At 56.7% G+C, this 14,517-nt stretch carries 14 protein-coding genes and 2 pseudogenes; 9 read left to right on the top strand and 7 right to left on the bottom strand.

Annotated features, from left to right (window positions below; translation table 11 throughout):
* Positions 1–77 precede the first annotated feature (77 nt).
* Positions 78–641, top strand: coding sequence for a cytochrome b (locus AB4O25_RS01600; protein ID WP_026067199.1), 564 nt, complete (start codon positions 78–80; stop codon positions 639–641).
* A gap of 9 nt (positions 642–650) precedes the next feature.
* On the opposite strand, the gene AB4O25_RS01595 is transcribed toward AB4O25_RS01600, so the two are convergent.
* Entirely contained in the window at positions 651–1,199 is a 549-nt protein-coding gene (locus tag AB4O25_RS01595; RefSeq protein ID WP_065878607.1) for a hypothetical protein, read from the bottom strand.
* A 292-nt stretch (positions 1,200–1,491) separates the two neighbouring features.
* Here AB4O25_RS01595 and AB4O25_RS01590 point away from each other — a divergent pair.
* Positions 1,492–1,878, top strand: a pseudogene (locus AB4O25_RS01590) (hypothetical protein); the annotation flags it as partial.
* Positions 1,879–1,967: 89 nt separating this feature from the next.
* Here AB4O25_RS01590 and AB4O25_RS01585 read toward each other — a convergent pair.
* The 6 genes from AB4O25_RS01585 to AB4O25_RS01560 form a co-directional block, all read right to left on the bottom strand.
* Complete coding sequence (locus AB4O25_RS01585; protein WP_460150362.1) at positions 1,968–2,729, bottom strand: SDR family oxidoreductase; 762 nt, start codon at positions 2,727–2,729, stop codon at positions 1,968–1,970.
* A gap of 28 nt (positions 2,730–2,757) precedes the next feature.
* Complete coding sequence (locus AB4O25_RS01580; protein ID WP_017526962.1) at positions 2,758–3,585, bottom strand: DMT family transporter; 828 nt, start codon at positions 3,583–3,585, stop codon at positions 2,758–2,760.
* A 74-nt stretch (positions 3,586–3,659) separates the two neighbouring features.
* Positions 3,660–4,565, bottom strand: coding sequence for a transcriptional regulator GcvA (gcvA, locus tag AB4O25_RS01575; protein WP_017526961.1), 906 nt, complete (start codon positions 4,563–4,565; stop codon positions 3,660–3,662).
* A 123-nt stretch (positions 4,566–4,688) separates the two neighbouring features.
* Positions 4,689–6,656, bottom strand: a complete 1,968-nt coding sequence (locus AB4O25_RS01570; protein ID WP_460150361.1) for an FUSC family protein — start codon at positions 6,654–6,656, stop codon at positions 4,689–4,691.
* Positions 6,656–7,564 (bottom strand): efflux RND transporter periplasmic adaptor subunit, encoded by a 909-nt coding sequence (locus AB4O25_RS01565; protein ID WP_460150359.1) that lies wholly within the window; start codon positions 7,562–7,564, stop codon positions 6,656–6,658. Before AB4O25_RS01565 ends, AB4O25_RS01570 begins: the two co-directional genes overlap by 1 nt.
* 12 nt (positions 7,565–7,576) lie before the next feature.
* Complete coding sequence (locus tag AB4O25_RS01560; protein ID WP_065878617.1) at positions 7,577–7,765, bottom strand: DUF1656 domain-containing protein; 189 nt, start codon at positions 7,763–7,765, stop codon at positions 7,577–7,579.
* Positions 7,766–7,908: 143 nt separating this feature from the next.
* Here AB4O25_RS01560 and AB4O25_RS01555 point away from each other — a divergent pair.
* From AB4O25_RS01555 to AB4O25_RS01525, 7 genes and pseudogenes are all read left to right on the top strand, one after another.
* Positions 7,909–8,705, top strand: a pseudogene (locus tag AB4O25_RS01555) (AraC family transcriptional regulator).
* A gap of 214 nt (positions 8,706–8,919) precedes the next feature.
* Positions 8,920–9,552 carry a sulfotransferase family 2 domain-containing protein gene (locus AB4O25_RS01550; protein WP_116079659.1) on the top strand — a complete coding sequence of 211 codons (633 nt, stop codon included), beginning with the start codon at positions 8,920–8,922 and terminating at the stop codon, positions 9,550–9,552.
* Between the two features lie 599 nt (positions 9,553–10,151).
* Complete coding sequence (locus tag AB4O25_RS01545) at positions 10,152–11,321, top strand: alginate O-acetyltransferase AlgX-related protein (protein WP_017526955.1); 1,170 nt, start codon at positions 10,152–10,154, stop codon at positions 11,319–11,321.
* 42 nt (positions 11,322–11,363) lie between these two features.
* Complete coding sequence (locus AB4O25_RS01540; RefSeq protein ID WP_460150357.1) at positions 11,364–12,602, top strand: MBOAT family O-acyltransferase; 1,239 nt, start codon at positions 11,364–11,366, stop codon at positions 12,600–12,602.
* Positions 12,578–12,784 (top strand): hypothetical protein, encoded by a 207-nt coding sequence (locus AB4O25_RS01535; RefSeq protein ID WP_460150355.1) that lies wholly within the window; start codon positions 12,578–12,580, stop codon positions 12,782–12,784. Before AB4O25_RS01540 ends, AB4O25_RS01535 begins: the two co-directional genes overlap by 25 nt.
* Before the next feature lie 586 nt (positions 12,785–13,370).
* A complete protein-coding gene (locus AB4O25_RS01530; protein ID WP_017526953.1) occupies positions 13,371–13,772 on the top strand; it encodes a GtrA family protein in 402 nt (133 codons plus the stop codon).
* A complete protein-coding gene (locus AB4O25_RS01525) occupies positions 13,765–14,517 on the top strand; it encodes a glycosyltransferase family A protein (RefSeq protein WP_017526952.1) in 753 nt (250 codons plus the stop codon). The genes AB4O25_RS01530 and AB4O25_RS01525 overlap by 8 nt, the downstream gene beginning before the upstream one ends.

Raw genomic sequence — 14,517 nt, 5'->3', positions numbered from 1 at the left:
TCTGCGGCCCTGTGCCCGCGGGGTGGCCACCCAACCGTGCATTCCTCACGCCGTTGAGGATCAATGGAGAGCCCACGATGAACCCAATAGATCAACCGACAATAGATCGGTATCCGACCTCCCTGCGCGCATTGCACTGGGTACGTGCCGTGCTCGTCCTGGGCCTGCTCTGGGCAGGCTGGCACATGACCGGCCTGAATGATGAAGTGGCGAGCAAATACGAGTTCTATTACCCCTGGCACAAGTCCTTCGGCGTGCTCACGTTTTTGCTGATACTCACCCAGATCGTCCTGCGCTGGCGGGCGCCGAGCATTCCCCAACCACTGGAAACACTGGCCCCGTACGAACGGGTGTTGTCCAGGCTCACACAACGTGTGATGTATGCGCTGTTGGTGATCGTGCCGCTGATGGGCTACTCCATGTCGAGTACATACACCATGAGTGACGGGGTGTTCTTTTTCGGCGTGAACCTGCCGGAGCTGCTGGCCAAGAACGACGATTGGTTTGTCGTCTTCCAATGGCTGCACAAAGTGCTCGCCTACACCCTGCTAGGGCTGATCACGCTGCATGTGGTGGGCGCCCTCAAGCACCGCTTTTACGACCCAGACCCTCGCAACGATGTGCTGCGCCGCATGCTCTGATCGGCACGCCTATTGCGTTCGCGAACTCGAGGGAGCCGGACGCAAGCATGCCGGTGTACCGCTTTGAATCGCCGGCATTGGCACCCGCACGTCTTGATCATCGACGCGCATCAAGCGACTCAGCTGAGCGCTGCATCGATTACCGCGCACGTCCAAGGTGACTTCGTATTCAGCGTAGGCTTGTGGGGTTAAATCGAGTTGCAGACCGCACGACCAGTTGTATCCGTCGGTGCTGAGAAAGATATAACCCGGGATGCGCGGCCTGACCTTGATTTCCAGAAAGCCTCGGGCTTTGGCCGGTGGCGCAATGATCATGTCTGCACGGCGTGGGGTGTCAGGCACGTATAGGGTGTTGAGCTCGCCCGTCGCACCCTCGCAGCGCTGGTCGTCAAGGTAATAGAGTTTTGCGTTAGAGGTATTGGCAACGAATCGCAGTTTCGCCGCGTCGGGCTCTACGGCGTCAACGTACGTGTTCCTGGCTGCACACCCAGCCAGCAACGTGGAAAACAACGCGGCGACGCCAATGGCGGCGGTGAGCCGAAGCGAAAAAAACGGCATGGGTTTCATCCTTGAGGCGCTAAAGCGAACGCGTGATGCTACGGAAGGGCATTAGCGCTGTCCACTTAAGCTATCAAGGCCGCAGGCGCAGGCATTGCAGCAAAGGACTACAAACCAAACGGAAACGGCCGACTGGAACGCGTACAAAAAAAGACTTCTTACTAAACGCCCACCCCCCAACAGGTGGGCCGATAACAATAAAAAAGAGGTCTGTGCCATGAACGTATCCACGAGTCCCGTGCGCGTCGCCGTTGTGCAATTCGATCCGCAAGTCGGTACGCAAAACCGCCCCGCCAACCTGAACACCAGCCTGAGCGTGGCCCTGGAAGCGGTGAATAACGGCGCCAATCTGATTGTGCTGCCGGAGCTGGCCAATACCGGTTACCTGTCCTCGTTGCTGGGGGTGCTGGTGTGGCGTCAGCAATGGCGCAAACGGGGCTGGTACCCGACCTATGTGCCCTTGGTGTCGGTGGTACCTGCGGTGGTATTGGCCTATGGCGGCAGCATGACGGTGATTGTGAGCAGTGCGCTGCTGGGGGCACTGGTTGCTCCGCCGCTGGCGTGCTCGATTGCCGGACGGCTGCCGAGTTATCTGCATCCGTATATTGGGAATGTACTGTCGATGGCGATCAGCACGGTGTTGATCGTGCCAACCATCGGCTATTGGCTCGCCCAGTGACCCGCTGACGGGCTCGCCCGTTTTCACCTCCGCCGGCCGCGTGCGCTGCCCTGTTTGAGTGGCAGCGCATCCAGGCCGGTATCACCGGCTCATTTACCCCCCGTCACATCCAGGAACGTCCCGGTGACGAATGACGCCTCGGCGCCGGCCAGCCATAAAATGGCCTGTGCCACTTCCTCCGGTTGGCCACCCCGCCCCATGGGGATCGAGTCCTTGACGCGATCGACCCGCCCCGGCTCGCCGCCGCTGGCATGCATGTCGGTATAGATGTGCCCAGGGCGAACACCGTTGACGCGTATCCCCTCCCGGGCCACCTCCTTGGCCAAGCCTATGGTAAATGTCTCCAAGGCGCCCTTTGATGCCGCATAGTCGATGTATTCATTGGGGCTGCCGAGGCGCGCCGAGGCCGAAGACACATTGATCACCACGCCGCCCGGGCCGTTGTGGCGGTAAGACATGCGCTTCACCGCCTGCTGGGCACAGAGTATCGGCCCAATGGAGTTGACCGCGAATATGCGCTGCATCCGCTCGAAGCCCAGGTCCTCCAGGCGTGACTGCTTCTCCAGCATCCCGGCGTTGTTGACCAGTACGTCGATGCGCCCGAACGAGCGGTCGATGGCGGCAAACAAATCGGCCACCTGTCGAGGGTCCGCACTGTCGGCGCGGACGGCCAATGCCCTGCGCCCCATTGCTTCGACCTGCGCCGCCACCGCCAACGCCGCCGGCTCGTTGGCAACATAGCTGATCGCCACGTCATAGCCCTTTGCGGCGGCCAGCCGGGCGGTCGCCGCCCCCACTCCGCGCCCTCCCCCGGTGATAAGCATCAGCGGAGCCCGCAAGACATTAACCATGGAAAATCCCCCAGAGCAGTGGGCTGCATCAGCCGATGATGATGGCGCCGCTGACGATCACGACGCACGCCAGGATCCGGCGAACAGTGAGCGTCTCGCCGAGAAACAGGTAACCGATCAGCAGCGCAAACAGCACGCTGGTTTCGCGCAATGCCGATACCGCGCCCAACGGCGCCTCGTTCATGGCGTAGATCACCACGCCATAGGCGAGCAGCGAGACCAGCCCGCCGACCACGGCGGTCACGGTGCCGGGCCGTACGGAAAACAGGCTGCGGGCGTCGCGCAGGCCGATGTACACCAATGGCATCAGCACGCCCCACAACGCGCACATCCACACCGTGTACGCCAGCGGCGCGCCGGAAAGCCTGGCCCCCATGCCATCGACGACGCTGTAGGCCGCGATAAAGCAGCCCGTGCCCAGCGCATACGGCAAACTGGGCACCGACAGGCTGCGCCCCCTGAAGGCCAGCGAAATAATCCCGCCTGACACCAGGGCAATCCCGAGCAACTGGCCAGGAGCGATGCTTTCCCCGGCAAAGGCCGCCGCCCCCAGAGTGACCAGCACTGGCGAGGACCCACGCGAAATCGGATAGACCTGCCCCAAATCGCCGACCCGGTAACTGCGCACCAGGAACAGGTTGTAGCCCACATGCAACAACCCCGAAAGCAGCGCATAGCCCCAGCTTTCAGGCGCGGGGGGCGCCATGAATGCGGCGGCGACCACACAGGCAATGGCGATGGCGATGCACATCACCGTCATCGACCACAGCCGATCGGCACCGCCGCGCAGCAACGCATTCCAACTGGCATGCAGGAGCGCGGCAAACAGAACGAGGACAACGAGATGGATAGGCATGCGCCATCTTAGGCAACCCGGCCCCCGGACAACAGAGAAGTCTCCTCATCGCAGCATGAATAGATGCTCATGCATCATTCATCCGCCCGCCGCACTTTCAGCGCCTCGCCGATCAACCATTGGCGAAAGCTGACCACGTGCGGCTGCGACTCCAGGCCCTTGGGGCACACAAAATAGTAGGCAAGCGGCGATGGGAACGGCACATCGAACAGTCGCACCAGACGGCCATCGCTGATTTCGTTCTCGACATGCCCGCTGCGCACCAACGCGACGCCCTGGCCGAGCAAGGCGGCCTCGACCGTCATGTTGGTATCGCCGAACCTGACGCTCTCCTTGAGCGGCGAAAACACCAGCCCGACCGCTTGAAACCACACCTCCCATTTCGGCACCAGCTCGGCGCCATCCCGGGTCAGCAGCGGAAACTGCAACAGTTCGGCGGGGCTGCAGGGTGTGCCGAGGCGCTGCAGCAGTTCGGGACTGGCCACGGGAAATACCTGCTCGCCGAACAGAAACTGCGCATGCAGGCCAGGGTAATTGCCCTTGCCGAGCCGGATCGCGACATCTGCCTGGGCATCGGAGAAGTGGATGATTTTGTCGGTGGTGTCCAGCGAGACCAACAGTTCGGGGTGTTGGCGAGAGAGACTCGGCAAGCGAGGCAGCAGCCATTTCAACGCGAACGAATAGGTGGTGCTGACGCTCAGCCGCACCCGGCCTTTTTGCTCGCGCAGGTCAGCCAACGTCGCTTCCAGGCTCATGAAAAACTCGCGCACGATAGGCGCCAGCGTGGCCCCCGCTGCCGTGAGGCGTAACGCCTTGCCCCGTTCAAACAACTGCAACCCCCACAGCGCCTCAAGGTGCTTGAGCTGGTGGCTGACCGCGCTCTGGGTCACATGCAGCTCCTGGGCGGCAGCCGTAAAGGTCGGGTGCCGGGTGGCGACTTCAAAGGCGCGCAGTGTCGCGGTCGGCGGCAGGTCTTTCATGGGTAGGGCATCCGGCGAGTGGTAAGGGCAATTGCACACATGAGCATTGGCTCATAGTAGAGCAGATCCGTCACCTATCGCCGTTGGCGAGAGACGCGCACCGCCGGCAGGCACCGGTTTGTTTTAGGGGACACGGGGATGAGCAGCGTTGGCGTATTGCTCCAGCAGCCAGGCCAAGTCCTGGTAACAGATCGCCAAATCAGGCGCCCCAACCCTTCTCATCGACCTTGCTGTGCGGCGCGCCTGCGCGGCGCTGATCGCCGGGTCGTAAGCATATCGAGCCATCCGCCGAGCGCCGGTTTGCGCGCATTGGGCCACCGGCGATCCAGGGGCAATGCCGCTCGCTTCACGCTGTAGCCGGCTCAATTGCTTACTCAGTTGCAGCGACAGGTAGCCCGCCTGGTCATCGTGCTGGTGATCGGCGCCCAGCACTGTTGTGAGCGCGACGATCCGGTGGTGTTGTGTGGCTTGCCATCTAGAGTGATCGACAGCACCCGCCTGGCGAAGTAGCCGACGGGTGTCCTGATGGAGCGAACGCCTCAATGCCTGAATATGTTTAGCCGGGTCCTTGGGCAATATCTGGAACGCCAACAGGCAGATAAGCATGGCCGCGAACCAGGCCAGCGACTGGTTCGCGAAACCGGCGAAATCATAGAGGGCGGTATCACCGGTACTCACCAAGGTGTTAAACCCGATCAGGTAGGCAACGCCTTGCAGGGCGCTGCGTGGTTGGCTCGTCGCGTGAATCCCGAACGACCAGAACATCGCCAATAGCAAAAATAACAGCGGGAACCCGTTGATCTGCGGCATCAGCAGGAACTTGCACAGCGCTGCCGCCAAAACCGCATAGAGCGTGCCGCGTATAAAGCTGGCAATGCCTTGGGCGGGTGCGGGCGCCGTTGCCAACAGCGTGCAGCACGGGCCAAGGACCGCCAGCAGTGTGGGCCCTTGATCCCAGCCGCTGATATACCAGACCCCACCGGCGGCCAGCGTGGCGAGCAGCGCCCGGATGCCGTTTCGCGCCGCATCGGCGTAGTTGCGGTGATAGCCCACGGCGCGCACCCGCTGTGGGCGCGCGTGATCGAGGCTGGAGAAATTCAGCAGGGCCTCGCTCAGGTCCGTCAATTGCTCGTACAGGCGTTCACCGGGCAAGCGTGAATCAGGGGTTGAGTCAGCCAGAGCCTGCGCCAAGCCACGCAGTTGCCCCACCGTATCGGCCGCGGCCAGAAAGTCGCAGCGGGGGTCGAGCATCCGCTCACTCAACTGTTGTAGCGCGGTGCTTATTTGAGCCCGCGACGTGAGGTCGATGCCGGGGTATGGGTCGCCCGCCTGCACGTCGAGCACAGCGGAGCGCAGATGCGCCAGGCCTGCCTGAATCGCCAACTGCCGGGAGCGAATCAGCGACGACTCGCCCCGTGCGAGCCCCAGTTGGTCGTCCACCTTGCCAATCTGCATCGCGAGCGAGCGACCTTGCTTTGCCCGTTCCGCAGGCTGCTCGCCAGACAGTCTCGCGGCAATCAGCCGGGCACTGCGGGCACAGACGTCGACCAGCGAGCGTCGAACTGCATGCTCCATCGTTTTGGCGCTGAACAGCGTGACGACCAGGCTCAGGCTCAGCACCCCTAACGCCACCGCCGTGCCACGGGTGATGATGTGGTCGAACCCCTGCTCAGGCGCGACGATGGCCGGGCCCAACGCCAGGCACACCGTATAGCCCGCCACCACGGCCGCCGTGGCCTGGTAATGGCGCAAGACGGTCATTGCCCCCACACACAGGCCCAGCCACAGGCCGATGCCGAGGATGAACAACAACATCTGTTGCGCGAACAACCCTGTCAGCAGCAAGGCCGCGACCAGGCCGATCAGGGTGCCGAGCATCCGGTGGACGCCCTTGCCACGAACCGCCCCCTGGATCGGCTGTACCAGCAGCAGCACGGTGGATGCGCCCGAGAACGGCGAGTCCAGATGCAGCTGGAAGCCGAGCCACAGCGCCAGACCCGCCGCCACGATACTGCGCAGCACGTAAAAAAAGGTGGCGGGCGTCCAGGGCCGGGGGATCGCCGCGAAAAGGCGTGTCGCCATACGCGTCATCACATGAAGGCCTGTAACCATTGCGTGAGCCGCCAGCGCGGCGCGGCGTTGGGCTGTGTCACTTCGACACTGGCGGTCATGCCGGCCGCCAACTCAACGCCGTCCGGTACGTTGTCCAACTCGATGCGCACGGGTACACGCTGTGCCAACCGAATCCAACTGAAGGTAGGGCTCACCGTGGGCAAACCGCTGTCGTTGCGCAGTTCATTGGCGTCGGCGATCCCCCGGCCCATGCTTGCCACATGCCCTTGCAACAGTGCGGCAAACCCCATGAGTTTGATTGACACCGGCGCGCCGATGCGCACGCCCGGCAGCTTGGTCTCCTCAAAATATCCGGTGACCCAGAAACTATGGCCATCGACCACGAACAGGTTGGTAGTGCCGGCCTGCGCATAGTCACCAGGCTGCAGCCGCAGTTGAGTGACGTAGCCGTCTACCGGCGAACGCACCGTCGTGTGGTCCAGGTCGAGCTGCGCCTGGGCTAACTGGCTTGCCGCAGCGTCCAGGCGCGCCTGGGCCACCGCCAAGTCACGCGCCGCATTGTCAATTTCTTCCCGGGCGATGGCGTCGGCCAACTGGGCTCGGCGCTTGAATTGCGCACTGCGCTGATCGAACACACTGCGTGCCTCTGCGAACTCCGCCGTGCGCAGCTGCACCGCCAGCCGATAGGCGCGCGCATCGATGCGATAGAGTAAATCGCCCTTTGCCACCCATTGGTTGTCACTGGCCGACAACCGATCGATCTGGCCGGAAACCTGCGGCGCAATACGGATAACCTGCGCGCTCACCCGCCCGTCCCGCGTCCAGGGCGCCAACACATACGCCCGCCAGAGTTGCAGGCAGAACACCACAGCCAGCAAGCCAAGCGCCAGCGTGGCGGCAGGTTTGAGAATTTTGACGATAACCATGGCCGACCTCGCTCAGCAGTTGACGACCATCGCCGACACGACGATGAGTGAGATAAAAAAACGCGCCAGCGCCGGGTGCCACGCCGCGTCCAGCCAGCGACGGCTCAGGCGGTCGATAAGCGTGTAGACCAGCACCGATACGCCCAGGTAGATCAACAAGGGCGGAAAATAGAGGTTGGCAATGGAGATTTCGCTGAGCATGGCAAGCACCGGATTCGCAGGCTTCTGACATTCGCCCGCATCCAGAAGGGGCTTGCCGGGGATGCTAAGTGATTAGCATCGCTGCCGATATTGAGTAGACTGCCAAAATATAATCAAATCCAGACACGCTTCGATTGCACGCCATGGCCCAGATCCAGCCCTTACCCACCGATCAGCTCGAGTACGACAACCTTGCGCAACCTGCCGTAGCGCTGACGCTCGAAACCCAGCGCAACGACAGTGAGTCCGCCGTACATACGCACCGCAAGGGCCAACTGGTAGTCGCCTATGGCGGCGGCATTGTGTGTACGGGAGAAGATGGCGTGTGGATGGTTCCGTCAGGGTTCGGCGTGTGGATACCGGGGGCGTCGCTCATAGCAACCGTGTCACGGCCAACGGCCAAGTCTGTTTTTTGTTCGTGGAACCCGGCGCCGCGTCACTGCCGGATCGCTGCCGCACGCTGGCGCTGTCACCGCTGCTACTGGAGCTCATCCGCCACTTGAGCGGCCAGGCCCAGGACTACCCGCCCCACTCTCGCACCGCACGCTTGGCCAGCGTGTTGCTCGAAGAACTTGAACTGGCCCCCACTGAACAGCTCTACCTGCCGTTGCCCGCCTCTACCCCGCTGCGCACCATCGCCCGGGCGCTGGCGCAAGCCCCCTCCGACCGCGCCACCATGGCGAGTTGGGCACAGCAAGTGGCCATGAGTGAACGCTCACTGGCCCGCCTGGTAAAAAGCGAGACCGGCCTGACCTTCGGCCAATGGCGCAAGCAATGGCAGATCATTGTCGCGTTGCAAAGCCTGGCCGAGGGGCTGTCGGTGCAGAGCACCGCTGAAACGCTGGGCTACGAGTCTGTCAGCTCGTTCATCAGCATGTTTAGAAAAACACTGGGCACGTCGCCGGCGCGTTATGTGCGCAATACCCGGCTACGGCAGTGAGCCGGTGTGCATCGATACCGCGGCCACTTTGCAGTCGCCGGGCTTCAGAGGTCAGCTACATTGCATTAAGATGCGCCAGCCAACGCTATTCAGAACCGCGGATTTCAGCCGATATCAAAAGCAATCGGAATTCCTGACCCCGCTGGGGGCTTTCGCAGGTTTGGCACACAAAAGAACTGCAGCGGATGCAAACATATAATTAATAAGGGACACCATGCTGTCGGAAAAACACAACACACTGTTCATTCACATACCCAAGTGCGGCGGAACATCAGTCGAGTCGGCCATCTGGGAAGAACATGAGAAGACTGAAGAAAACCTTTGGATGGGATTTCTTGATCAGTACCACAACAAGTTCCAGACCGGAGGTTTGCAACACCTGAAAGCGATGCAAATCAGGCAGCAGATTGGCCGCGAAAAATTCGACAATCTATTCAAATTCTCAATCGTCCGAAATCCATTCGCTCGAAGTGTTTCGCAATATCTATACATGTCCTCCAGGGCTGACTTGCGAGACTACATAGGCATGGAGGCAGGCGATAGTTTCTTGACGTACCTGCATAAAATCCAAAGAAGAAGCCACGTCCAATGGCAGCAGCAGGTTTCGTTCCTGTATGACTATAAAGGCAACCTTCTGGTTGACCTGGTTATTCCCTTGGAGCAAATAAGTGGTCTTCCCGAGCTCTTGAGAGAAAACACATCAATTAATATAGAGCGCGTCCCGAAGACAAATACCTATACGAAAACGTATGACTACCAAGATTACCTTTGCAATGAATCCGTGGCGCTAATCTCCGATCTGTACCTGGAAGATTTCGAAGCGTTCGGCTATTCCATTACGCTTTGATTTATCAACATAAGTAATACGGCTCTTTACCACTCTATCAAGACACTGTGTACACCTCGATCGACGCATTGAAGGTAGCAAAACACTTTACGATAGCGTCGGCGGGTCTGGGCGTAGCTTACTCACGACGGAGCACCTTCGCTTAGGTCTCCTATTACGAGAACATAGGGCATTGTGCGCTCTGTATGTGTGACCAATTCTGAAGCACTACCCGCATGCGTTTGTGCTTCACGCTAAGTTAAGATCCGTCAATGCTGCTTATTTCAATGTATGTCGCACAAGACAGCGGGGTTGTGAGCGTTTCGCAAGCGCGGGCTTAAGTACACCGACAGATAGCAACGTCTGTGTTTCTCTTGGGGGCATTTCGTTCAGGCTAGCGTGATGGCTACGGCAGCCCGACGCCCCCAAGCGCGATCAGTTAGCACATCTGTACTGCCAGGTGTTGCCTTGGCAAGACAGGCATGGAATGTTGCAAGCAAATACTGTAGATTTCGGCCCTTCTCGAAAAATTGTTCTTTCAAAAATCGAAGGCGCTTGGGGATATGAGTCATCGGAAGACAGCTACAGCGAGGCTTAATCGTTGGCGGTACAGAGTGTCGATGGTTATAGTTTGTGCAGTTTTTATCGTTAGTTTTATCCCTACGCTGCTGGCGATCTTGCCGTCGCTTACAGAGGGCAATCGGGTCACTTCGACCGTTAGTAGTAATTATCTCAATAAATTTTCGGACTGGTATTCAGCTAAAGTTGAGCCTGTCCAAGAGCTGAGAAAACTGCAGACTTTTCCTAGTACTTGGGTGGGCGGCCCCGTTGACCTTGACAAAAACTACGCGAATTTTGAGAAGTGGTTTTCTGACAACTTAGGTCTGCGCAATCTAATGATTCGGGGAAAGAACGAACTGGACTACCAGCTTTTTCGATCATCGTCCAGGGTGTACTTCGGAAAGGATAATGAAATCTACGGAAGAAACCTCGTTGATCGGCGAATTCCAGCAATGGAAGCAATGTTAAGAACCCAGGCGAATAGAGACATCATTCATCGAGGTATTGTATATTTTTCCGATGAAATGAAAGCGCAAGGGGTTACAGTGATAGTCGTAATGCCGATGCAGAAGCCCTATTTCTATAGTGCAAGGCTTCCTTTTTTTGCTCCGGAGCTCCCAGAAAAAACTAATTTTATGGCGCTGTATAAGGATCTTAGCGCCGACTCCCAGCTGCACATGGTAGATGTCTACGGAATCCTTAACTCGATCAAGGATGATTACCAAATATTCTACACGCAAGATTTTCACTGGACTGAGGCAGCTGCGCTCTCAGTGTCTAAAGACGTGGTCAATCGAATCGCTGCGCTTGAAGGCACCCATAACCGATGGAATCACGACATAAAGATAGAAGAGAAACCGTACGTCGGCTCTGATGCCAGGTTTTCTGCTCGTCTAGACTCTTCGCGCACGGCTACAGAACCATTTATCGTCCCCGACTGGCCCGTAACTCATCAAAAAATACAGCTCAATCCGAAGGTTACAGGCTTTGAATTTGAGACTGATGATTTAAGTGACAAGGGGCTGCTGCCAGCCACCTGCATGTATGGGAATAGCTTTAGTGATGGGATGGTCCAGTCAGGCATTTCTGAATACTTTCAGAGATTTACCAAAATTGATCGAGAGCGACCACTCTCGGACATCCCTAAACTGGTGAGTGGCAAGTGCAAGTATTTGATTGTCCAGATATTGGATATATCTACTGGGCACTGGATGTCGTTTAAAAAATAGCGTCTGTGCCCATACAAGAAATCACAAAAGAGCCTTTGCATTATGGTCTTCTCATCCCCGGCATTTCTGTTTATCTTTTTCCCTTTGTTTTACGGGATATATTTCCTAGCGCCTAAGTCGCTTAGGAATGGCTTTGTATTGATTGCTAGTTTCGCGTTTTATGCGCTTGGCGCAGGAGCTTTAACGCTAGTAGCGCTGCTATTGTTACTGATTAACTGGATTATCGCAGGTGTAATATCTCGATTGCTTGAGCGCAGCGAAAAAGCCGCACTTGCAAAGATTGTATTCATCATTTCCATCATTACGAATCTTGCGCCCCTCATATTTTTTAAATATCTATTGTTCTTCGCACAGATGGTCAGCGATGTAACCGGCATGCCTGCGCAGTCTGTAGTGGGTGGATGGGAGATTGCACTACCGCTTGGGATATCTTTTTACACGTTTCACTTTATTTCTTATCTGACCGATGTTTATCGTCGTCAAATTTTGCCCGAGAGAAGCCTTCAGAAATTCGCAATTTATATATTTCTGTTCCCTCACCTTATCGCTGGCCCCGTGGTTAGATTTTCTGAGGTCAAGCAACAACTGGATGTGAAACGTCGAGTATTGGTTAGCCGTGATATTTTCTGGGGAATGGTTATTTTCGTAATCGGCCTTGCGAAAAAAATCCTGATAGCCGATCCATTGGGCTCTGTTGTCGATGCTGTGCATGTACCGGGGCATGTGCTTACTACCTATTCAGCATGGCTGGGCGCAGTCTGCTATTCCTTTCAAATTTACTTCGACTTTTCCGGTTACACAGACATGGCCATAGGCATGGCGCGGATGATGGGGTTCAGGTTTCCTCGAAACTTCAATCGACCTTACGCGGCCCAAAGCATCACCGAGTTCTGGCAGCGCTGGCATATGACGCTGTCACGGTGGTTTCGCGACTATGTATATATTCCACTTGGCGGAAACCGTACTACTTCATTCAAGATATACCGTAACTTGTTCGTTGTGTTTGGCCTGTGTGCGCTTTGGCATGGTGCCGCTTATACGTTTCTAATATGGGGTTTCGGGCATGGGTGCCTGATAGCGCTGGAACGTGCAGGCGTATTGAAAATTCACAAGTGGAGAATGGCAAGTTTTCCTGTGTTTGTTTTCGCTACCCTGCTGTGGGTACCGTTCCGAGCGGAAAACGTGTCTCAGATGAATTCATTCTGGCGAGCAATGACAGGCCTGGATTCCACTATCCCCTTTGGACGGCGGCCGACATGGGCCTGGCCGATATCAAGGTGATCTTCCTGCTTGCGCTTGCTTTTCTGATTTGTCTTGTTGGCGACAAACTGTTCTATCGCTTGAGAAGGCGAAGCTTCAAGATGCCTGTCACTGTGGGAGCCTACGTATTCGTGCTGTATGTGCTCTCTTGCATTTCAGTGGTTGAGCGCGGCTTCAATCCGTTTATCTACTTCAAGTTCTGACTTGGTCTGGCCGCGAGGGAGGGCGGCATGATGCCGGCCCGTCCTGCATTGCATACGGCAACTGCTCCAGTACGTCCCGCAGTGACATATAGGCTCTTGGCCGTTGAGCTGCTTGGCGGTCTCAAACAGGCCTAGTTCCGAACGCATGCCTGCTCTTGTTGAGGAAGACGAAAAATACAAGCTATCACCGCCACCTTAATGCCCAACTCGGCCAGCGCGGCGAGGCCATCGACGGACTTTTCAGAAGTCCGCAGGCCTGAGATAGAGATAGATTTTTTCGACGTTTGCGTCGGGACGCATCTGATTTACTGGCTCAGGAGGGAGGCAGGAACACAGCATCCGGTTGCAGCCAAGTGCGTTGAACGCGGGTTCGTGAAGCGGATACGCGTATCCTGCATGCGTTCAGCTCCTTCCCTTTATTGATTACGACGTGTCTGCGATACTCTGGACAACTCGCCCAAAACCAACCGCTGACAGAGAGGTGAGCCCCATGTGCGTTGGTTCACTGATGTATTAAGGAACCCTCACGCCAAGCGCACCCTGTGATAGCACCACTGTCAAGCGGATCTGCATCCGCAGGAATTCAATGCAACGAAGTCTAATTCAGTTCGCTCGCTACCTGCTCGTAGGGGGCCTAACTTATGGCGCAGACCTTAGCGTATTCCTTCTGCTATTTAATATTTTCGGTATGGACTTACTCCTTGCCAATATGATCAGCAAGGTTTTAGCCGGGCTATTCTCGTTCGCGGCACACCGAGCCTTCACTTTTGGCGTGATCGACGCCAAGGGCCGGACGAGGCAAGCGGTACGTTATTTCACGCTCCTGGCGCTGAACATTCCAATTTCAGCCTTGATTCTGTCTGCCATGCTATGGATCACATCGCTGGAAGTCGTCGCCAAAATTCTGTCCGACGTACTTCTTGTGCTCATTAGTTATGCACAATCGAAATTTATAGTTTTCAAAAGGAACGAAATTTCTCATGAGTGACTTATTGGATGATGGCATTCATATTGTCAGGCGTAACAGCTATAGCAATGATCTGATTGCGCAATGGACTCGTTTATTCCAGAGATGCTTCGGAGGCTCCGAGGACAATGCGACCCGCGTGTTTCAGAAGTACTTGCTCAACGACTCGAGAATTTGTTATTCGGTCAAAGAAGGCACCATGGTGGCTGCGTACTGTGGGTTACGACTAAGCCACGAAGACGGCGCCGTTTTTCTTTCGACAGACACGATGTCCGACGGCACCCAAAAAGGGTCGTCGGTGATTCTTGGGAAACGGCTGTATAAATCCTTCGTTGAGGAAGGTATTGATATCGTTTGTGGCTACCCTAATAAGAACATCAGAAGAATACGCGAGAAAGGCCTGGGTTGGACGCTGAATGGAAACTTGTACTTGTACATGGGCATTCCCTTTCTTTGGCGTTTTTTCAAAAAACCGATGAACCAGAATGCTTTATGGAAACTGGCAAGACCCGCCGGTGGTTGGTTCACTAGAAAAAAACCACCCTTGGTCAATCTGCTCGGCAGTGATGGGTTGTACTCCTCCAATCCCGGACTTGTCATTACCTTGTCTGCCTACCGGCCTGGCGTCTTTTTTATCAAAGTTCCAGGTTTTCTTTTCGAACCGAGAAGTTTTGGCTACAAATGCCTTACCGAGCAGACAGAAAAAAACAATGCCTTCTTGGAAAAAATCAAGTACCTCAATATCGACACCATTGATATACCTTGA

The organism is Pseudomonas sp. S3_A03, assembly GCF_054668275.1.
Note: the sequence above shows the minus strand (reverse complement) of the source record. Positions and strands in the feature narration are given on the sequence as shown.